Source organism: Glutamicibacter soli, from assembly GCF_052322135.1.
In the GTDB taxonomy this organism is placed as follows: Bacteria; Actinomycetota; Actinomycetes; order Actinomycetales; family Micrococcaceae; genus Glutamicibacter; species Glutamicibacter soli.
Genome location: NZ_CM125969.1, coordinates 2369432 through 2389974, shown reverse-complemented (window position 1 = coordinate 2389974; position 20543 = coordinate 2369432). Strand labels below are relative to the sequence as shown.

At 65.1% G+C, this 20543-nt stretch carries 15 protein-coding genes; 13 read left to right on the top strand and 2 right to left on the bottom strand.

Annotated elements, in window-relative coordinates; all coding sequences use genetic code 11:
- Window positions 1-50: 50 nt before the first annotated feature.
- The 9 genes from ACTX90_RS11265 (at window position 51) to secA (ending at window position 11607) form a co-directional block, all read left to right on the top strand.
- Window positions 51-434 (top strand): chorismate mutase, encoded by a 384-nt coding sequence (locus tag ACTX90_RS11265; RefSeq protein WP_047119511.1) that lies wholly within the window; start codon window positions 51-53, stop codon window positions 432-434.
- Window positions 427-1500 carry a uroporphyrinogen decarboxylase/cobalamine-independent methonine synthase family protein gene (locus ACTX90_RS11260; RefSeq protein ID WP_047119510.1) on the top strand — a complete coding sequence of 358 codons (1074 nt, stop codon included), beginning with the start codon at window positions 427-429 and terminating at the stop codon, window positions 1498-1500. Before ACTX90_RS11265 ends, ACTX90_RS11260 begins: the two co-directional genes overlap by 8 nt.
- Window positions 1501-1692: 192 nt before the next feature.
- Window positions 1693-2373, top strand: coding sequence for an MtrAB system response regulator MtrA (gene mtrA / locus ACTX90_RS11255; RefSeq protein ID WP_047119509.1), 681 nt, complete (start codon window positions 1693-1695; stop codon window positions 2371-2373).
- On the top strand, window positions 2370-4175 hold the full coding sequence (gene mtrB / locus ACTX90_RS11250; RefSeq protein WP_053798411.1) for an MtrAB system histidine kinase MtrB: 1806 nt from the start codon (window positions 2370-2372) through the stop codon (window positions 4173-4175). The genes mtrA and mtrB overlap by 4 nt, the downstream gene beginning before the upstream one ends.
- Complete coding sequence (locus tag ACTX90_RS11245) at window positions 4175-5878, top strand: LpqB family beta-propeller domain-containing protein (protein WP_443442087.1); 1704 nt, start codon at window positions 4175-4177, stop codon at window positions 5876-5878. Before mtrB ends, ACTX90_RS11245 begins: the two co-directional genes overlap by 1 nt.
- Window positions 5879-5952: 74 nt before the next feature.
- Entirely contained in the window at window positions 5953-6753 is an 801-nt protein-coding gene (locus ACTX90_RS11240; RefSeq protein ID WP_047119507.1) for a ComF family protein, read from the top strand.
- A gap of 160 nt (window positions 6754-6913) precedes the next feature.
- Complete coding sequence (gene hpf, locus ACTX90_RS11235; RefSeq protein ID WP_047119506.1) at window positions 6914-7612, top strand: ribosome hibernation-promoting factor, HPF/YfiA family; 699 nt, start codon at window positions 6914-6916, stop codon at window positions 7610-7612.
- A gap of 125 nt (window positions 7613-7737) precedes the next feature.
- Entirely contained in the window at window positions 7738-8799 is a 1062-nt protein-coding gene (locus ACTX90_RS11230) for a winged helix-turn-helix domain-containing protein (protein WP_443442086.1), read from the top strand.
- Between the two features lie 138 nt (window positions 8800-8937).
- On the top strand, window positions 8938-11607 hold the full coding sequence (secA, locus tag ACTX90_RS11225) for a preprotein translocase subunit SecA (RefSeq protein WP_053798409.1): 2670 nt from the start codon (window positions 8938-8940) through the stop codon (window positions 11605-11607).
- Here the strand turns inward: secA and ACTX90_RS11220 are convergent.
- Together ACTX90_RS11220 and ACTX90_RS11215 are read right to left on the bottom strand one after the other, a co-directional pair.
- A complete protein-coding gene (locus ACTX90_RS11220; protein WP_047119503.1) occupies window positions 11604-12137 on the bottom strand; it encodes an Rv3235 family protein in 534 nt (177 codons plus the stop codon). The genes secA and ACTX90_RS11220 overlap by 4 nt on opposite strands.
- A 56-nt stretch (window positions 12138-12193) precedes the next feature.
- Entirely contained in the window at window positions 12194-12916 is a 723-nt protein-coding gene (locus tag ACTX90_RS11215) for a LysM peptidoglycan-binding domain-containing protein (protein ID WP_052772407.1), read from the bottom strand.
- Window positions 12917-13055: 139 nt separating this feature from the next.
- Here ACTX90_RS11215 and ACTX90_RS11210 point away from each other — a divergent pair, with 139 nt between their 5' ends.
- The 4 genes from ACTX90_RS11210 to ACTX90_RS11195 all read left to right on the top strand — a co-directional run bounded on the left by ACTX90_RS11210 (window position 13056) and on the right by ACTX90_RS11195 (window position 20536).
- Window positions 13056-13616 carry a hypothetical protein gene (locus ACTX90_RS11210; RefSeq protein ID WP_152666857.1) on the top strand — a complete coding sequence of 187 codons (561 nt, stop codon included), beginning with the start codon at window positions 13056-13058 and terminating at the stop codon, window positions 13614-13616.
- A gap of 87 nt (window positions 13617-13703) precedes the next feature.
- The gene (locus ACTX90_RS11205) at window positions 13704-14369 is read left to right on the top strand and encodes a CpaB family protein (RefSeq protein ID WP_146955835.1); all 666 of its coding nucleotides are present in this window, start codon (window positions 13704-13706) and stop codon (window positions 14367-14369) included.
- On the top strand, window positions 14366-15613 hold the full coding sequence (locus ACTX90_RS11200; RefSeq protein WP_047119500.1) for a CpaE/TadZ family protein: 1248 nt from the start codon (window positions 14366-14368) through the stop codon (window positions 15611-15613). The genes ACTX90_RS11205 and ACTX90_RS11200 overlap by 4 nt, the downstream gene beginning before the upstream one ends.
- A 108-nt stretch (window positions 15614-15721) precedes the next feature.
- Window positions 15722-20536 carry an NAD-glutamate dehydrogenase gene (locus ACTX90_RS11195; protein ID WP_443442085.1) on the top strand — a complete coding sequence of 1605 codons (4815 nt, stop codon included), beginning with the start codon at window positions 15722-15724 and terminating at the stop codon, window positions 20534-20536.
- The last annotated feature ends 7 nt before the right edge of the window (window positions 20537-20543 follow it).

Here is a 20543-nt window from a genome sequence, read left to right as displayed (position 1 = left end):
CGACGTCACCTTCTGGGTGAAGCGCTCGGTGACCACGTAAACTGAAAATCATGAGCGAGCCGAACCTGACCGAAGAGAAGAACGCCTTCGACCCGCACGCGAGTTCCCTGCAGGGCGAAGTCCAGCAGGAGGTGCTGGACGAGCTGTATGCGATCCGCGGGAGCATCGACAACTTCGACGCCCAGCTGGTTTACCTGCTGGCCGAACGCTTCAAGGCGACCCAGCGCGTGGGCCACCTGAAGGCCACGCATCAGCTGCCCGCCAGCGACCCCAACCGGGAAAAGGCCCAGATCGAGCGCTTGCGCCGGCTGGCCCACGAGGCGCACCTGGATCCGGAATTCGCCGAGAAATTCATGAATTTCATCATTTCCGAGGTCATCCGCCACCACCAGCACATCTCCGACAACCACCGGGGCCCCGCCGCCGATGCCTGAAACGCAGGACCTCTCGGCCGTTCCGGCACGCCGCCAGGATGTGCACGTCACCTCCTTCTGCCAGTTCCCGGGCACCGATCCGCTGGAGATCCACCGGGTCATCCGCGGGGAGCTGGGCGAACCGAACCTCGCCGTGCTGCCGCAGCTGCCTGACCGCGGCGTCGGAGCCGACGCCCTGGGCCGCAGCGCCACCATGGCCGCCGAGCTGGGTTTCGATCTGCAGCCGCACGGCTGGCGCATCGGGGTGCCCGATGGCATGGATGCCCGGCGCGCCCGCAGCCTGCTGCGCAGCGATGAGAACCTGCTGGCCGACGTGGCAGGTGCCGAGAAGAAGCGCCCGACCCGGCTGCTGGTCGATGTGCTCGGGCCCTGGAGCCTTGCCGCCGGCCTGCACCTGGCCAGCGGCGAAAAGGTGCTGTCCGACCACGGGGCGCGGCGCGACGTCATCGAGGCCTACGCCCACGGGGTGCGCGAGCACCTGGATCGGATCACCCGCGCCACCGGCATTACCGGGTTCACCCTGCAGCTCGACGAGCCGCAGCTTCCCGCCGCACTGGACGGCACCGTGCCCACCGCCAGCGGCTACCGCACCTTGCGCTCCATCCCGCGCAGCGAGGTGCGCACCAGCTATTCCGGCTTCCTGGCCGTGCTGTCCGGCGGGCAGGACCCCTCGCCGCTGCGCGTGACGGTGAACCTTCCCGCGGCCGACGTCTCGTGGATCGAGCGGGTCGACCTGCTGCACCAGGCGGGCATCGACGGATGGCTGCTGGACCCGGCCGCGATGGGCCACCGGCATTGGGAACGCGCTGCGGGCCTGGTCGAAACCGGCGCCCAGCTGTTCCTGCAGCTGCTGCAGCCCGGCGGCCGCGCCCCGGGTGTGGTGCAGGGCGTGAAAACCATCCTGCGCCCCTGGCGGCAGTTGGGCCTGCCGCTGTCCAGCCTTTCGGCCCTGACGCTGATGCCCGCCGGTTCCTTCGCCTCCAGCAGCGCGGCCGAGGTCGTGGACTGCCTGGGGCACCTGACCGGCTACGCCCAAGCCCTGGAACAGACCCGGGTCGACGCCTAGCTGGGGGATCTGCCTCCAATGGCGGGGCTTTGCGCCAGTCAACCGGCTGAATCGGGGGCTGGTCATGTATCTTAGAAACAATGGCGGTAGCTTAGCTGCGCACTGGTGACCAGCCGGTTGGGCGGGGCCGTGCAGTCCTGCCCCTGCCGGCAGGCCGCCCGCGGCTGTCCTAGCATTTCAGGGGGAAATTGGATGAAGGCACGAATTCTTGTTGTCGACGATGACGAGGCATTGTCGGAAATGATCGGCATCGTCCTGCAGAACGACGGCTTCGAGGCCTCCTTCTGCTATGACGGTTCCGGGGCGCTGGAAGCCTTCCGCGAGTCAAACCCCGACCTGGTGCTGCTGGACCTGATGCTTCCGGGCATCGACGGAATCGAGGTCTGCAAGCAGATCCGCGCCGAATCCGACGTCCCGGTGGTCATGCTCACCGCCAAGTCGGACACCGCCGACGTGGTCCGCGGCCTGGAGTCCGGCGCGGACGACTACGTCCCCAAGCCCTTCAAGCCAGCCGAGCTGGTGGCCCGCGTGCGCGCCCGCCTGCGCCCGAACGAAACCCATGCGGCCGAGACCCTGCAGGTCGGCGAGGTCGCCATCGACGTGGCCGGCCACCGGGTGACCCGCGGCGGCACCGTGGTGTCGCTGACCCCGCTGGAATTCGACCTGCTGGTGACCATGGCGCGCAAGCCGTGGCAGGTCTTCAGCCGCGAGCAGCTGCTCGAAGCGGTCTGGGGCTACCGACACGCGGCCGATACCCGGCTGGTGAACGTGCACGTGCAGCGCCTGCGCTCCAAGATCGAGGTCGACCCCGAGAAGCCGCAGATCATCCAGACCGTGCGCGGTGTCGGATACAAGGCTGGATCGGCAAGTTGAACACGCACGCGCCGACCGGAAAAGAACTTGTCCCGGTCGATGTGCGTGTCCATGGCATTCCCCAGGCCCCGCGGTTCTACCGGCTGAAGCACTGGATCCGCCGTCCCGTGGAAGCGGTGCGCAACCGCTGGCAGCGCCATCTGCTGTTCCGCACAGTGATCTCCACGCTGCTGTTCACCTCGCTGGCGCTGCTGGCCGCCGGCGCGTTCCTCTCCAACCAGATCGCCTCCACGCTGTTCCAGGAACGCTTCAACCAGATCGAGAAGGAATCCGAGCGCGGCCTGACGCAGGCGCGCTCCATCCTCGAATCCGCCGCCACCACCGACCGCGCCTCCACCCAGGCCCTGGTGAACTCCACCTTGGCCACCCTGGAGGGCGACGGCGCCACCGTCATCCGAGACTTCGTGCTGATGCCCATCGCCGGGGACGAGAACCTCTACGTCGGCCCCATGGCCTCCGGTTCGCTGACTACCCGCGTGGTGCCCGAGGACCTCGCCGAATCCGTGGCGGGGGAACAGGGCATCTACTGGCGTTCCATCGAGCTGGGCGTCGAGGGCGACCAGTATCCCGGGCTGATCATCGGAACCAAGGTGCTGATCCCGCCGGGCCGAGAATACGGCCTCTACCTGGTCTACGACCTGTCCAGCGTGCAGGACACCCTGGCCTTCATCAACCGCGCCATGACCTTCACCGGGCTGGTGCTGCTGGCAGTGGTCGGCTTCGTCGCCTGGTCCGTGGCCCGCACCGTGGTGCGCCCGGTGGCCGACGCCGCCTACGTGTCCGAGCGCATCGCCGCCGGCGATCTGGACCGCCGCATGAAGGTCTCCGGCCGCGACGAGGTGGCGCGCCTGGGCACCGCCTTCAACCACATGGCCGCCTCCCTGCAGGAGCAGATCACCGCCCTGAACAACCTCTCGGCCATGCAGCAGCGTTTCGTCTCCGACGTCTCCCACGAGCTGCGCACCCCGCTGACCACCGTGCGCATGGCCGCCGAGCTGATCCACGACGCCCGCGAGAACTTCGACCCGCTGACCGCGCGCTCCGCCGAGCTGATGTACAACCAGATCGAGCGCTTCCAGAACCTGCTCAACGACCTGCTGGAGGTCTCCCGCTTCGACGCCGGCGTGGCAGTGCTGGACCGCGAATCCACCGACCTGAACGTGATTGTCGGGAAGGTCATCGTCACCGCCACCCCGGTGGCCGACGAATACGGCACCGTCATCCGGCTGAACTCCCCGCCCGAGGGATGCGTGGCGGAAGTCGACCCGCGCCGCCTGGAACGCGTCATCCGCAACCTGGTGCTCAACGCGGTGGAGCACGGCGAGGCGCAGCCGATCGACGTGACCATCGGCGCCAACGAATCAGCCGTGGCGGTCACCGTGCGCGACTACGGCATCGGCATGTCCGAGGAATCCTGCAAGCACGTCTTCGACCGCTTCTGGCGCGCCGACCCGGCTCGCGCCCGCACCACCGGAGGCTCGGGCCTGGGCCTGTCCATCGCGATGGAGGACATCAGGCTGCACGAGGGCCGGCTGGAGGCCTGGGGCGAACTGGGCATCGGCTCGGTCTTCCGCGTCACCCTGCCGCGCACCGCCGCGGACACCATCGACTCCTCGCCGCTGCCGCTGGAACCGGCCGCCGTGCAGACCCTGGACGAGCCGCAGGGTGACAGCTTCCCGCTGACCGGCGAAGTCCCCAAGATCGGCTACACCCCGCTGGTGCTGCCCGAGGACGACGATCTGGACGACGACATCGCCGATCCGGGCGCGCCGATTCCGCCCGCCTCGTCGGAGGAGAAATAATGCGACGCACGCTGATTTCGCTGCTGACCATGCTGCTGGGAGTGGCGCTCACCGCCACCGGCTGCGCCTCCATCCCGCGCTCCTCCCCGGTCAAGCAGATCGAGGCCCATTCGGAGGACTCCGAGTCGGAGTCCTACAGCTACGCCGCGGACGGGCCCGCCGACGGCGCGGATGCTAGAGCGATCGTCGACGGTTTCGTGGCCGCCGGCCGTTCGGTGGCGGAGGACTACGCAGTCGCCCGCGAGTTCCTCACCCCGGAGCTGAGCCGGCAGTGGCGCGGGGACACCAGCACGCTGATCTACGAGGCTGTCAACGTGGTCAACGGCGCCGAGACCAACCAGTACACGATCCAGCTGGAGATCATCGGGGCGGTGGATGCCCAGGGCGTGCGCACCATGTACCCCGACCATTCAACCCGCGCGGTGGACGTCGCCGTGTCCAAGGTCGACGACCAGTGGCGCATCTCCGACGCGCCCAACGGCGTGATGCTGGAAGCCTCCACCTTCAACAAGATCTTCTCCGCCCAGACCCTGTACTTCTACAACGCCACCTACCGCTATCTGGTGCCTGACATCCGCTGGTTCGCCACCGGCAGCGGCACCGCAACCTCGATGGTCGAAGCGCTGCTGGAGGGCCCAGCGCCGTACCTGGAAAATGCCGTGGTCTCCGCTTTCAGCTCCGCCGGATCCCTGGTGCGCTCCGCGGTCCCGGTGCGCGACGGCACCGCGACCGTCGACCTGAGCAAGGCGACCTTCCAGGACGCCACCGACCAGATGCTGCTGCTCATGGACCAGCAGCTGGAAGCCACCTTGATCCCCTTGAGCAGCGTGACGAAAGTGCAGATGCTGCAGGAGGAAACCGAGATCACGCTGGCCGACCAGAGCATCACCATCGAGCCGGCGCAGGTGGACCCCAGCACCCCTGATACGCTGATCGGCATCGCGGACAAGTCGCTGGTCTACGTCAAGGGGCTCTCGGTCATCCCCGTCGGCGGGCTGCCGGATATCTCGCGCTACAATCCGCGCGAACCCGCCATGTCGCCCATCGGCAACCGCTACGCCTTCCTGAACGGATCGCTCAAGCAGCTGTGGACCATCGGCGAGGACGGCTCGCTGGACCTGGGCCTTGAAGGCGAATCACTGATCCAGCCGTCCATGGACTTGGCCGGCTGGACCTGGACGGCGGACAACCACGACAAGAACCCGCTGCGCGCGGTGCCCGACAGCATCGCGGGCAAGGGCGAAGCCCGCACGATCAGCGTGCCGTGGCTGGAAGGCTCCAGCGTCAGCTCGCTGCGCATTTCCCGCGACGGGGCCCGGGCGCTGATCGTCGCCACCAAGGACTCGGCAACCACCGTGTACGTCTCCGGAGTGATCCGCGATTCCGACGGGGTGCCGCGAGGCCTGAGCAAGACGCCGATGAAGATCTACCCCGACGTCCCGGTGAACACCGCGGTCTGGGAATCCGATCGTTCGATCATCGTCGCCGAGCTGAGCCTTACCGAGCCGGTGCTGGCCGAGCAGATCACCTTCCAAGGTGGCAGCAAGCACCTGCAGGTGCTGCTGGGCATGGTGGGCATCGCCGCCGGCACCGGAAAGCAGCGGGAAGTCTACGCCGAATCCCAGGACCAGCTGTTCAGCCTGGTGGGCAACTCCTGGCATGTGCTGGACGACTACGCCAAGGACATCTCCTACCCGGGCTGACCGGAGCGCACCGCGGCATCCACAATCGGCGTCCAGCGCCGGCGGCCATGCCGCGGCCGCGCCCATCCTGGAGCATGGGCTCCAACGACCGGGAAATCCTGCGGGACCTGGACCAGCTGTATGGCCAGCGGGTTCCGCAATGGGTGCGCTTTGCACTGCGCGAAACTTGCAACTTCCTGCTGCCTGCCAGCTGTGCGGTCTGCGGCAGGGCCGATGACAGGCTGTGCCCCACCTGCCGCGGCGCGGTGCGCCGCCAGCTCTGCCTCCCGCCGCTTCCCGACAGCCAGAGCCGCTACCTTGAACTGCCGGCGCTGGCCGGACAGATCCCCGTGGCGGCTTGCGGCGTCTACGGCAACGAGCTGGCCCGAGCCATCCTGTCCTACAAGGACCACCAGCGGTATTTCCTGAAAGAGCTGTTTTCGCCCTACCTCGCCGCCGCCCTGAATGCCTCGCTTGTTCCGCAGTCCCGCGCCCGGCGCACACTGGTCGTTCCCATGCCCACCTCGCTGAAGGCGATTGCGCGCAGGGGATACCGGCCGGTGGAAGCCATGCTCCAGTCGGCCGAGCGCCTCGGACTGCTCGACGCAGGGCTGGAACTGTCACCGGTGCTGCACTACCGGATGGGCCAGGTGTTCAGCGGGGCCCAGAAGAGCAAATCCGGCTCGGACCGGCGCGGGCAGCACGCGCAGCTGATTGCCGAGATCCCGCGTGTTCGCCAACAGCCGATCCTGCTTGTCGATGACGTGATGACCACCGGTTCCACCCTGCAAAATGCCGCAATTACCTGTAATAACGCGGGATACGACGTGCTCGGAGGGGTAGTGCTGGCACTCACTCGACCGCCGGGCGATGACCGGGGTGGACAATTACGCTGACCGCGATAGGAAATGTCCGCGTTCGGTACTTGAATCTGGGCCGCCGTGGCCTAAGGTGAAGTATGGGTTGCATCACACAGATGCAGCGAAGCCCATCTTCAGTTCGAAGAGATCAAACTTCCGAACTGTTGTGTCACCCGACTCAATTTTGGAGGACACCATGGAGCTGAACTACAGCGGACGCAACATCACCATCTCGGACCGTTTCCGGGAGTATGTTGATGAGAAAATCACCAAGGTCGACCAGCTGGCCACCAAGATCCAGCGCATTGACGTCAAGGTCGTCAAGGAAACTCACGCCCGTGACCAGAGCACCGCACTGTCCGTGGAACTGACGGTTGTCGGTCGAGGACCGGCAATCCGTGCAGAAGCCCGTGGGGCTGACAAGTTTGCAGCCTTTGATGTCGCATTCGCCAAGCTGCTTGAGCGTCTGCGCAAGGCCCGCGACAAGCGCAAGGTGCATCGCGGAAACCATGCCCCGGTGGCAGTCCATCAGGCCACCAGCGCGCTGCCGGTTGTTCCGACGGACAAGTCCCTCGTTGAGGAAACTCTCGCAGCCCAGGCCGCCGCCGAAGCGGAAGAAGCTGAAGCGAACGCCGAGTACTCGCCGGTCGTGATCCGCCGGAAGTCCTTCCCTGCCGAAGTCATGAGCGTTGACGACGCAGTGGACCGCATGGAGCTGGTGGGGCACCCGTTCTACCTCTTCGTCGATGAAGCCACCGGCGAGCACTCCGTGGTCTACGGCCGCACCCAATACCAGTACGGTGTCATCACCCTGGATGCTTCGCTCAGTGACGAAACCGAGTCGACCACCGAGACTCGCGGCTACCGCGACAAGGCAATGGCGACCGAGGGTTAGCCATTAGCGATCCAGCAAACAAGGGCGGTCGGCGCACCCTGAGCCTGTCACAGGCTCGACGGGTTGCGCTGGCCGCCCAAGGCTTGTCCCGGGCCCGCCCGGACAAGCCCGTGACTCTCCGGCGGATGAACTCGACGCTGGAGTCCATCGCCCAGCTGCAGATCGATTCGATCAACGTTGTCCAACGAGCCCACTACATGCCGCTTTTCGCGCGGCTTGGTGCCTACGACATCGGTGCGCTGGACAGTTTGGTGGCGCGCAAACGCGGCCCGATGACCGAATACTGGGCGCACGAAGCCAGCTATGTGCGCAGCGAGCTCGTCGCGGACCTGATCACCTGGCAGCGGCGCGGCTGGATCGACCGTTCGGACCTGTTCACCAGTGAGCACCGCGAACTGACCGACAACGTGCTGTCCTATCTCGCCACGCATCCGGGCACCACCGCCCGCGAGCTCAGCGCCGCGCTGGACATCCAGCCGGTCGGGGAGAAGCAGCACTGGGGCTGGAACTGGAACGATACGAAGTTCGTCACCGAAGCGCTGTTTGCCCAGGGCCGGATCCTTGCGCTGGGCCGCAGCAGCCAGTTCGAACGCCGCTTCGCGCTGGCCGAGGACGTGATCGACCTGCAACGGGCTGCTGTCCCGGGCGACAAGCGGTCCGCCCTTCGCCGGCTGGTGCTGCGGGCGACGCGCGCACTGGGCGTGGGCACCGCCCACTGCATCGCCGAATACTTCCGGCTGCCCGCCACCCAGGTCGCCGGACTGCTGCGCGAACTGGCCGCAGAGCGGCTGATTGAGCAAGTTGAGGTCGCCGGCCTCGCCGAAAACTGTTACCAGCTGCCCGGAACCGTCATTCCGCGCAGCGTCCAACCCGATCTGCGCCTGCTCTCGCCCTTCGATTCGATGGTCTTCAACAGGCGCAGGCTGGAGCGCTTCTTCGGCTTCGAATACCGGGTGGAAATCTATGTTCCGCAGGCCAAGCGGCGCTACGGGTACTACGTTTTTCCGATGCTCTACGGCGAGGACTTCGTTGGCAGGGTGGATCTGAAAGCCGACCGGAAAAACGGGGTGCTGCAAGCCAAGTCGGTGCATTACGAACCCGGAGTTTGCCCGGAAGTTTCGGGCGAGCTGGATCGCGAACTGGGGCGAATGGCGCGGTGGCTCGGGTTGGCCGCGGTTGAACGTTGACTGTGAACTGCCTGTTTGGTGCGTTGCCGTTCACCATAAGAACACCGCAGAGACTATCGAAATAGCGTTTGACGACGTTTTCCTCACGTAGACTAATTACGCCAGATTTACTGTGCTTGAGATATTGGGAGCTACCACGTGGCATCATTGCTAGAACGTATTTTGCGTACCGGCGACAAGAAGACCCTCAAGGTCCTTCGTAAGTACGCCGACACGATCAATACGTTGGAAGACGAGATTCGCGAACTTTCGGATGAAGAACTCCAGCGGGAGACCGAAAAGTTCCGGGCCCGACTGGCAGATGGTGAATCGCTGGACGCCCTGCTTCCCGAAGCATTCGCCGTCGTGCGCGAAGCCGCGGACCGCGTGCTGGGCATGCGCCACTTCGACGTCCAGCTCATGGGCGGCGCTGCGCTGCATATGGGCAATATCGCCGAAATGCGCACCGGTGAAGGCAAGACCTTGGTCGCGACCGCACCGGCCTACCTCAATGCCCTGACCGGCAAGGGTGTGCACGTGGTGACCACCAACGACTTCCTCGCGCAGTACCAGTCCGACCTGATGGGCCGCGTATTCCGCTTCCTTGGTCTGAGTTGCGGCTGCATCCTGGCGAACATGGATCCGGCCACCCGCCGCAAGCAGTACGCCGCCGACATCACGTACGGAACCAACAACGAATTCGGTTTCGACTACCTGCGCGACAACATGGCCTGGAGCAAGGACGAGCTCGTCCAGCGCGGCCACCACTTCGTTATCGTCGATGAGGTCGACTCGATTCTCATCGACGAAGCCCGTACCCCGCTGATCATCTCCGGGCAGGCCTCGGGCGACGTGAACCGCTGGTATGTCGAGTTCTCCAAGATCGTGGCCCGACTGACCCGCGAGGACGACTACGAGGTCGACGAAAAGAAGCGCACCATCGGCGTGCTTGAGAGCGGCATCGAGAAGGTCGAAGACTACCTGGGCATCGACAACCTCTACGAGTCCAACAACACCCCGCTGATCGGCTTCCTGAACAACGCCATCAAGGCCAAGGAGCTGTTCAAGAAGGACAAGGACTACGTTGTGGTCAACGGCGAAGTCATGATCGTCGACGAGCACACCGGCCGTGCGCTGCAGGGTCGCCGCTACTCCGAAGGCATGCACCAGGCCATCGAGGCCAAGGAAAGCGTGGAAATCAAGGCCGAGAACCAGACCCTCGCCACCGTCACCTTGCAGAACTACTTCCGCATGTACGAGAAGATCTCGGGCATGACCGGTACCGCCCAGACCGAAGCCGCGGAGTTCTACGGAACCTACAAGCTTGGCGTCGTGGAGATCCCGACCAACAAGCCGGCGATCCGCCAGGACCAGCCGGATCTGATCTACAAGAACGAGATTTCCAAGTTCAACGCGGTTGTCGAAGACATCGAAGAGCGCCACAAGACCGGCCAGCCGATCCTCGTGGGCACCACCAGCGTGGAGAAGAGCGAATACCTCTCCCGGCTGCTGGCCAAGAAGGGCATCCGCCACGAAGTGCTCAACGCCAAGCAGCACGCTCGTGAAGCCGCCGTGGTCGCCATGGCCGGCCGCAAGAACGCCGTGACCGTCTCGACCAACATGGCCGGCCGCGGTACCGACATCATGCTCGGCGGCAACGCCGAATTCCTCGCGGTGGCGGAAATGGAACGCCGCGGCCTGGATCCGGAAAACCACGCCGACGAATACAACAAGCAGTGGGACGACGTCTTCGAAGCGGCCAAGAAGACCGTTGCCGCGGAAGCCGAGGAAGTCACCAAGCTCGGCGGCCTGTACGTGCTGGGCACCGAACGCCACGAATCGCGCCGCATCGACAACCAGCTGCGCGGCCGTGCCGGTCGCCAGGGCGACCCGGGCGAATCCCGTTTCTACCTGTCGATGACCGACGACCTGATGCGCCGCTTCAACTCCGGCATGGCCGAGCGCATCATGAACAACCCGTCGATGCCCGATGATGTGGCCCTGGAATCCAAGATCGTATCCCGCGCCATCGAATCCGCGCAGGCCCAGGTGGAAGGCGTCAACGCCGAGCAGCGCAAGAACGTGCTGAAGTACGACGACGTCATGAACCGCCAGCGCGAGGCCATCTACACCGACCGCCGCGCCATCCTGGAAGGAGACGACCTCCAAGAGAAGGTCGGCCACTTCCTGGAAGACGTCGTGAAGGCCATGGTCACCGAGGCCACCCAGGTCGGCGACGCGGACGACTGGGATCTGAAGCAGCTGTGGACCAACCTGAAGCAGCTGTACCCGATCGGCATCACCATGACCGAGGTCATCGAAGAAGCCGGCGGCCTGGGCCGCCTCTCCGCCCAGTTCCTTGAACGCGAGATCCTCTCCGACGCGCAGTACCAGTACGAGCTGCGCGAGAATCGCGTGGGCTCCGGGGTCATGCGCGATCTGGAGCGCCGCGTGGTGCTGTCGACCATCGGCCGCAAGTGGCAGGAACACCTGTACGAGATGGACTACCTCAAGGAAGGCATCGGCCTGCGGGCGATGGCTCAGCGCGATCCGCTGGTTGAATACCAGCGCGAGGGCTACACCATGTTCCTGACCATGATGGAATCCATCCGCGAGGAAAGCATCGGCACCCTGTTCAACCTGGAGATCCCGAGCGGTTCCGAGGAATCCAGCCAAGCGCAGGGGGAGCCGGCGAACCAGCCGACGAACCTGCAGTTCACCGGCCCAGATGAGGAAGGCCATGCGAGCACGACCCGTGCCCAGGCCGCCAAAGCCGAAGGCAAGTCGGAGAAGAAGGCCAACAAGAAGAAGACCAAGAACAGGCGCTAAAGCATTTCCACGCTTGTGACCTGCCACCGTCCGTGCCATGGCTCTACACGAAGAGCCACGGCGCGGACGCGGTATTTAAAGCCCAGGATCACCGTACATTCCCATCCGCCGCCCAGGGTGCTGCGCAGCCGCATGGACTGCACCTGCCCATGGCTGGTGCCCGGTTCAGGGGCGGTCTTGTAGCCGTCGGTCTCGATGAGCGCCTGGTCCCGGAGCTTGCGGATGCAGTCCGGGTTCATCACGAAGTTCAGTTGAGAGACCGTGCGATAGCCGGCAATGATCTCGAAGACCGCTCGGGACACCGCATGCGAGAGCCTGACCACGTCGATTCGTTCGCGAGGAAAGCCGGGACCGCGGTGGAAAATGTGGTCCATCGGCACCGCGATGGCTGAAGGGGTTCTGCCTTCGGCTGACGCCAACGGCAGCTGGCAGCGGCCGCGGGAACTCTTGTGCTGGTTCAGGACTTCTCTGCGTGCTTCGCTTTCCCTGACCGTGTACGCCAGGTCCTGGAAGCCAGTATCGATGCTCATGGGGGACTCCTCGTTGTGTGCTGGATGACGTGCGGCGGCAGGATGCGCCGCCCGGTTCACTGCAGGGGTGGAAGCACGAGAACCGCTCCGACCTGGAGCAGGTCCGGGTCCGCGCCGATGACCGTGCGGTTCAGCTCGTAGATGCGGGGCCACAAGGCGGAGATTTCCGCGATGGTCGCCTGCCGACCGAGCATGTGCGCGGCGATGCTCCACAGCGTCTGCCCCTCGGCGACCACCACCTCCTGCCGCGCGTCCCGGGGCGGCTCAGAGGATTGCTTCTGCCCGCCGACGATCCGGGCCATGGGCACATTGACGGGTTCGGCGGACCAGCGCGGCGAGGGCAGTCGGTCAACGGGGGTGCCTGGCTCGGAGGTCATGCTGGTGCGCGCGCCTGACGACGCCGCGGACTGCGAGGCCGCGAGGGCGTGTTGGGCGGGATCCGGAGCTGCCCAAGCGGCGGCAACAGCCGTGGAGGACAACGTCAGCGACGCGCCCAAGGCCGTGCCCAGCACGCTGCGCGCCAGCCGAGGGGCCACCCGTTGCAACAGCCGCAGGGTGCGTTGATGCTGCCGGGCCGCGGCCCAGGTGATGGCGCGGGCCGTGACGGTGCGCAGGGTGTAGAGCCCTAGGAAAAGCGCCGCGGCGTAGAGCGCGGGGAGGGCGACGGTGCCTGGACCCGGGTTCGCGGAATCGAAGACCGGGCGTTCTTGCCAGATCCAGAACGCAAGTCCTGCCAGGATGATGCCGCTCCCCAACGCCAGCAGCGTCAGGAGAATCATTCGTCGCAAGCCATCCATAGTTAGAACTCTTTTCATCTCATTTGACGCGATTTGATGAAGTTTGACTCACATGATGACAGCTTGGATCTATTTTGTGAAGAGGGTTTCGCCAACAAGTTTTCGCTCGTACAGTGGGCACATGCGTTGGGATTCACTTTTCGAGGACCTCGAATCACAGCTTCAAGCGCAGCTTGAGGCGCAATTCCGCGACGAGGTCGCCGAAAACATCCGCATTGAACGCGCTACCGAAAACCTGGCGGGAAAACTCAGGGCGTTGACCGGTCGCACCGTGCAGCTGCAGCTGCCAGGCTCTGTCGAAGCAGTGGGTACGGTAGGGCCGATGGGGGAGGACTACCTCTGCGTGGACGCCGAGGCCTCCAACCTGCTCGTCACCCTGCGAGCCATCCGGCGGATCACCGTGCCCCGCTCGTCAAGGCCCACAGCCCTGCCAAGACCCGAGCCCTCGCCCGTCAAGCTGCCGGCTCTATTGCGCGGGCTGCTGCGAGACCGGAGTCGGATGCGGATCCACGACGGGCATGGCGAGCTGCTGGCCGAAGGCACACCCACCCAAATCGGCCAGGACTTCTTGGTGATCGCCGCCCATCCGCGAGACGAGTTCCCCCGGGAATCCAGCATTACTGAACATTCGATCGTGCCTCTTGCCGCCATCGGGTGGATCTCGATTCCCCGGGGTTACTAATCCACAGTTTTCAACTTCGGCCTTTCGCGCTCCACCAACTTGTCGTAGGCTCGGCTCACATATATCCATGTGTTGGAGGTGCGTGCCGTGCCAGCAGAACGACGTGCGAACGAGTCCCATCCTGCCGCCGCGGCGAGGATCAAGCGGCCCAGCTGGAAGGATCCCCGGTTGGCTCTCGGCGCGGTGCTGGTGACCGCATCGGTCATCGGCACGGTCTACCTGGTGCGCGGCATGAACGAAACGACCACCGTGTACGTGGCCGGTGCGAATATCACCCTGGGCGAGCAGCTCACCAGCCGCAACCTCAAGCCGCAGGAAGTCCAGCTCGGCGATTCGCTGGCCAAGTACCTGGAAGAAGACACCCTGGATCTGGGCAATGCGCGGGCCAACACCTTCATCGGCGCCGGCGAGCTCATCCCGCTGTCATCGATCACCAGCAGCGAGCTCGGTTCGCGCCGCCCAGTGAACCTGGAGCTGCCGGCAGACCTGAGCGATGCGATTACGCCTGGAAGCTTCGTGGATGTCTGGGTCGCCCGGCGCGAAGCAGGCGGCACCAGCTACGGCGTGCCCGAACAGCTGGCGGTAATGGTCGAGGTCTCGGCCCGCGTCGCCCACGCCGGCGGGCTGGTCGGTAACAACGGAACGAACCTGGAGCTGCTGGTTGAATCCGACAAGCTGGAGGCTTTCCTGCAGGCTCTGGCCAACGATGCGCGGATCACCGTGATCTACAACCCTGCAGGCGGGCAGCAATGAGCATTTCGGTAGTGGTGCTCGGGCGCGACGAGCATCTGGTGCGCCAGATCGAGGGGTATCGCGGAGAGCTGATCGTGGTCAGGGTCTGCGACGACGCGGCGGAGGCCATCGCTGCCTGCACCGCCGGTGCGGTCGATGTCTTGCTGGTTTCCGAGCGGGCTCTCATGCCGCCGATGGAGCAAGTCGACCAGCTGACCGTACAGCGCACCATGGTTGCGCTGCTGGATCCGAAACCCGAGCGCACCGCCGCCGTCCCGGGACTTGTGGAAATCCAGGACACCGTCGGCATGGTCGAGCTTGAAGCGCTCATCACCCAGGCACTGGTCGGCCTTGGCCAGGAGGCAACGGAGCGGGAACCCGGATCCACGACAGCTCAGGGCAGCGGAGCGGGACGCGAGGGCAGCATCGTCTGCTTCTGGGGCTCCCCGGGCTCCCCGGGGCGCAGCACCGTCGCGCTGAACTACGCGGTCGAAGCCGCGGTGGCCGGGCTCTCTGTGGTGCTCCTGGACGCCGACACCTATGCCGCCTCCCTGGCAATCCAGCTCGGCCTGATGGACGAATCGGCCTCGATCGCCCAGATGTGCCGTGTGGTCGACTCAGGCTCCCGCGACCCGGCCCGCCTCCGCTCCGCCTGCCTGGCCGTCGAGGTCGCAGAATCCACGCTGATGGTCGCCACCGGCATCCCTCGGGCCAGCCGCTGGCCCGAGGTCCGTGCCGCGGCCCTGCGCAGGGCCGCGCTGACCCTTCGCGCCCACCATGATCTGGTGGTGCTCGACGTGGCGCCCTACATCGAGCTGGACGAGCAACTCAGCTTCGACACCCAGGCGCCCCAGCGCAACGCGGTCACCGTGGAAATGCTGCAGTGCGCCGATGAAGTTTTTATGGTGGTCGCCGCCGACAGCCTGGGCATTCCCCGGGCATTGCGGGCCATTGACGAACTCGAGGAAAAAGTCCCGGGAATCGAGGTGAAAATCATCTTCAACAAAGTATCCTCGGGTAATTCCGGACACGGACCCAAGCGCCGTATTCTGGAGGCCTGGGAGCGTTTTGGACCAACGCACCCCGTCGTTGGGTTTCTGCCCAATGACAACCCAATTTGCCATGCTGCAATCTTGGCTGGAAGCCCATTAGTGGAAATAGCTCCCAAAAGTTCATTACGTTCAGAAATCCGGTCGTTGGCTGGCATTAAATCTTCGGATTCCCCGGCTAAGGGGAAGACTCGTCGATTGGCAAAGAACCTGTGAGCCCGAAGCGCTGGAAACATGTAATGTGGGTAAAACTACGGGTCCGCAAAGGCGCGGACCAATCGAACCGTTCTTGGAGGCGTTCACTTGAACTCGTCGGATTCCAGCATGACTGAATCATTCATGGAGGAGACTCTCACCCCAACCCTGGTGAGCGAGTACTACGGCCAGATCGCGAAAGAGGATGTTGCGGCCTACAGGCCCAACGAACTCGAATCGCGTGTTGCCGCCCATCTGGAAATCGGCTATCAGCGCGAAGCTGATCACGCCAACGTCGCCATCACCCGCAATGCGGGCATCTCGGTGGTCAACATCGTCACCGACGACATGCCGTTCCTGGTGGACTCGGTCACCGCGGCGCTCGTCAAACGAGAAGCACCCATCCAGCTTGTGGTCCACCCGACCTTCGTGGTTTCCCGCGACCGCGCCAACGGCCAGATCCAGAACCTACGCCACACCGGCACCCAGCACATGGCCAGCGGCGACACCGCTGCGCTGTCGGATTTGAGCACATTGGTCTCCTCCGACTCGCTGACCAAGATCGAATCGTGGATCTCGGTGGAGCTTGCCCGCGAGCTGAGCGACGAGCAGGCCGAAGCCATCATCACCGACCTCTACCACGTCCTGGGTGACGTGCGCGTCGCCGTGAAGGACTGGCCGGCCATGCTGGACCAGGCCAAGGCCATCGCCGAGAGCCTGCCGCAGACCACCAACGCCGGCCAGATCGCCGAGCTGGAGCAAGCCGTGGAGCTGCTGAACTGGATGGCTGACGACAAGTTCACCTTCCTGGGCTACCGCGAATACGACCTGGACACCGTGAACGGCGAAGACGTCCTGGTGGCCCGCCCCGGCACCGGCCTGGGCCTGATGCGCGAACTGGAAAACCAGGGCCCGCAGCACCTGACCAAGCGAGGCCGCATCACCGCCCGCGACAAGCGCGCGCTGATCGTCACCAAGGCCAATGCCCGCTCGACCGTGCACCGCGGCGTCTACCTGGACTACGTGGGCGTCAAGAGCTTCGACGCCAACGGCGAGGTCAACGGCGAACGCCGCTTTATCGGCCTGTTCTCCTCCAGCATGTACACCTCCAGCGTGAAGTCCGTCCCGGTCGTGCGCGAAAAGGTCAAGGCCGTGCTGAAGAATACCGGATTCGCCCGCAACTCGCATTCGGGCAAGGACATCACCACCATCCTGGAGACCTACCCGCGCGATGAGATGTTCCAAATCTCCGTGGAAGACCTGACCTCCACCGCCCTGGGCATCCTGCGCCTGCAGGAGCGCCGCCGCACCTCGGTATTCATCCGCACCGACGACTACGGCCGCTTCGTCACCGCCATGGTCTACATTCCGCGCGACCGCTTTTCCACCATGGTCCGCCACCGCGTGGAGCATGAACTGCAGACCTCCTTCAACGCCGACTCCGTGGAATACGAGGCCCAGCTGGGTTCCGGCGCGCTGGTGCGCCTGTTCTACCGCCTGCGCCTGCAGCGCCACGGCCTGGCCCCGGTCGTCGACCGCAAGGCCCTGGAGAACCGCATCGCCATGGCAGTGCGCTCCTGGTCCGACGCCATCGTCGACGCCGCCCGCGACAGCCTGGAAGCCGGCGTGGCCAACCAGCTGTCCAACACCTGGGCCGAGGCCTTCCCCGCCTCCTACAAGGTCCAGTTCGAAATCGGCGACGCGCTGAACGACATCGAGCTGCTCGCCGAGCTGCAGGAGCCTGCGGCCGCCGCCGGCCCGGTCGTCTCCTTCTACGACCCGAAGACCGACGACGAAGACGCGCTGGTCACCAAGCGCATGAAGATCTACGTCGACCGCCCGCTGCTGCTTTCGCGCATCCTGCCGGTGCTGCAGGACCTCGGCCTGGACGTCGTTGACGAGCGCCCGTACGAGCTGAACCCGGAGGGCATCGGCCAGCGCTTCATCTACGACATGGGCCTGAAGGTCGACGAGTCCGTCGACTTCTCCGCCATCCAGGACAAGCTGGCCGCCGCCTACGCCGCGGTGGTCCGCAACGACGCCGAATCCGACAGCCTCAACGCCCTGGTGCTGCGCGAAGGCCTGGACTGGCAGGAAGTCGCGATGCTGCGCGGCTACGCCCACTACCTGCTGCAGCTGGGTGTGCCGAACTCGACCGGCTTCATCGCCAACGCCTTGGTCAGCAACGCCGCAGTCACCCACGGCATCGTGGAACTGTTCCACGCCACCTTCGACCCGAAGCTGAGCGCCGAGCAGTCGCAGGCGCTGCGCGCCTCCGCCCATGAGAAGATCACCGAAGCCCTAGAGGCCGTGCCGACGCTGGACGCCGACACCCTGCTGCGCCGTTTCGTCAAGGTCATCGAGGCCACCAAGCGCACCAATTACTACGCCGAGAACCAGCAGGCGCTGGCCTTCAAGCTGGCTCCGGAGGAAATCGACTTCGCTCCGTTCCCGCGTCCGAAGCACGAGCTGTGGGTCTACTCGCCGCGTGTTGAAGGAACCCACTTCCGCTTCGGCGCCGTCGCCCGCGGCGGCCTGCGCTGGTCGGATCGCCGAGAGGATTTCCGCACCGAGGTGCTGGGGCTGGTCAAGGCGCAGATGGTGAAGAACTCCGTGATCGTGCCGACCGGCGCGAAGGGCGGCTTCTACGCCAAGCAGCTGCCCAACCCGGCCGTTGACCGCGGCGCCTGGATGGAGGAAGGCAAGGGCGCGTACCGCGTTTTCATCCGCACCCTGCTGGAGCTGACCGACAACCTGGTGTCCGACGAGAACGGCGAGCACGTCGTGGCCCCGCCGAACGTGGTGCGCCGAGACGGGGACGATACCTACCTGGTGGTCGCCGCCGACAAGGGAACCGCGAGCTTCTCCGACACCGCGAACGAGATCTCCGAGGAAAAGGGCCACTGGCTGGGCGACGCCTTCGCGTCCGGCGGCTCGGTAGGCTACGACCACAAGGGCATGGGCATCACCGCCCGCGGCGCCTGGGAATCGGTCAAGCGCCACTTCTTCGAGCTGGGCATCGACACCCAGACCCAGGAGTTCACCGCGGTGGGCGTGGGCGACATGTCCGGTGACGTGTTCGGCAACGGCCTGCGACGCACCAAGACGATCAAGCTGGTCGCCGCATTCGACCACCGAGACATCTTTCTGGACCCGACCCCGAACCCGGAAGCAGCCTTCGAGGAGCGCGAGCGCCTCTACCACCTGCCGCGTTCCAGCTGGGCGGACTACAACCGCGAGCTGATCTCCGCCGGCGGCGGCGTCTACTCGCGCAGCTTGAAGTCGGTGCCGGTCAGCCCGGAGGTCCGCGAGGTCCTGGGTCTGGACGCCTCGGTCACGGCCATGTCGCCGAACGAGCTGCTTAAGGCCATCCTTTCGGCCCCGGTCGACCTGCTGTACAACGGCGGCATCGGCACCTACGTGAAGTCCTCCGCGGAGAGCCACGGCCAGGTCGGCGACCGCGCCAACGACTCGATCCGCGTGGACGGTGCGGATCTGCGGGTGAAGGTCGTCGGCGAAGGCGGCAACTTGGGCATGACCCAGCTGGGCCGCATCGAGGCGGCGCTGAACGGGGTCATCCTGAACACCGACGCCATTGACAACTCGGCCGGCGTGGACACCTCCGACCGCGAGGTGAACATCAAGATCTTCGTTGACCGCCAGATCAAGGCCGGCAACATCGATCCAGCCGAGCGCAAGGAATTCCTGCTGTCGATGACCGACAACGTGGGCGACCTGGTGTTGCAGACCAACTTCAACCAGAACGTGCTGCTGCTGAACGAAAAGCATGCCGCGCAGACCTGGGCTCCGGCCTACGAGCGTCTGATGCAGTGGCTCGAGGTGCACGCGGACCTGAACCGGGAACTGGAGTTCCTGCCCAGCTCCGAGGAGCTGGAAGCGCGCCGTGCCGCCGGCGGCGTCATGACCGCACCGGAGCTGTCGGTGCTGGCCGCCTACGCGAAGATCCAGCTGGCCCACGCCTTGTCCGAATCCGACCTGGCCGATGACCCATACTTCGCGCAGACCATGCGCCGGTACTTCCCGGAGCACCTGGTGGAGCGATTCGGAGACCAGCTGCAGTCCCATCCGCTGCGCAAGGAGATCATCGCCACGGTGATCGCCAACGACATGGTGAACATCGGCGGCATCACCTATGTGTTCCGCGCGATGGAGGAAACCAGCGCCAGCGAAGTGCACATTGCCAAGGTCTTCTGCGCCCTGCGCGAGGTCTACCGCTTCGACGCTCAATTCGACGCGATCAACTCCCAGCCTGCCGGCACCGACGTGGACTACTGGGGACGCCAGCACCACGACATGCGCCGCCTGCTGGACCGGGCCACCCGCTGGTTCATCAACCGCGTCGACCAGGAACTGCTGGTCGGCCAGGCGGTGGAGCGCTACGAGTCGATCGTGACCCAGCTGCGCGAAGAGCTGCCGCAGCTGCTGCGCGGCGACGACCAGGAACGTTTCCAGCAGTGGCATGCGGATGCGTTGGCCAACGGCATCGGCGAACGCCGCGCCAGCATGTGGGCCTCGCAGTTCGAATCCTTCGCGCTGCTGGACGTGGCGGATCTGGTGCACCGCACCCAGGAGGACGTGGAGAAGGTCTCGCAGACCTACTTCATGCTCTACAACCTGTTCAATGTCGACACGCTGCTGAACCGCATCACCAACCTGCCGCGTTCCGACCGCTGGCAGGCGCTGGCCCGCGCGGCCATGCGAGACGACCTGTACAGCACGATCATCGACCTGACCAACGACGTTCTGGAATCCTCGGGCCAGATCACCGACGTGGCAGAGCGTGTTGCGGCGTGGGAAGAGGCAAACGCGGCTAATCTGGATCGTGCGAAGGCAATGTTCGCTGAAGTGAACAGCCTGGAACGCGATGACATGGCATCGCTGTCCGTGGCCCTTCGCCTGCTGCGTTCCATCGTCCGGAGGTAATCACCCC

Bases quoted from the DNA above. Each gene is read 5' to 3' on its own strand.
- ACTX90_RS11220 (WP_047119503.1), bottom strand. From the start codon at position 12,137: ATGAGCATCGATACTGGCTTCCAGGACCTGGCGTACACGGTCAGGGAA.
- ACTX90_RS11260 (WP_047119510.1), top strand. From the start codon at position 427: ATGCCTGAAACGCAGGACCTCTCGGCCGTTCCGGCACGCCGCCAGGAT.
- ACTX90_RS11215 (WP_052772407.1), bottom strand. From the start codon at position 12,916: ATGATTCTCCTGACGCTGCTGGCGTTGGGGAGCGGCATCATCCTGGCA.
- ACTX90_RS11230 (WP_443442086.1), top strand. From the start codon at position 7,738: ATGAACTCGACGCTGGAGTCCATCGCCCAGCTGCAGATCGATTCGATC.
- mtrA (WP_047119509.1), top strand. From the start codon at position 1,693: ATGAAGGCACGAATTCTTGTTGTCGACGATGACGAGGCATTGTCGGAA.
- ACTX90_RS11240 (WP_047119507.1), top strand. From the start codon at position 5,953: ATGGGCTCCAACGACCGGGAAATCCTGCGGGACCTGGACCAGCTGTAT.
- ACTX90_RS11265 (WP_047119511.1), top strand. From the start codon at position 51: ATGAGCGAGCCGAACCTGACCGAAGAGAAGAACGCCTTCGACCCGCAC.
- ACTX90_RS11195 (WP_443442085.1), top strand. From the start codon at position 15,722: ATGACTGAATCATTCATGGAGGAGACTCTCACCCCAACCCTGGTGAGC.
- ACTX90_RS11200 (WP_047119500.1), top strand. From the start codon at position 14,366: ATGAGCATTTCGGTAGTGGTGCTCGGGCGCGACGAGCATCTGGTGCGC.
- hpf (WP_047119506.1), top strand. From the start codon at position 6,914: ATGGAGCTGAACTACAGCGGACGCAACATCACCATCTCGGACCGTTTC.
- ACTX90_RS11210 (WP_152666857.1), top strand. From the start codon at position 13,056: ATGCGTTGGGATTCACTTTTCGAGGACCTCGAATCACAGCTTCAAGCG.
- ACTX90_RS11245 (WP_443442087.1), top strand. From the start codon at position 4,175: ATGCGACGCACGCTGATTTCGCTGCTGACCATGCTGCTGGGAGTGGCG.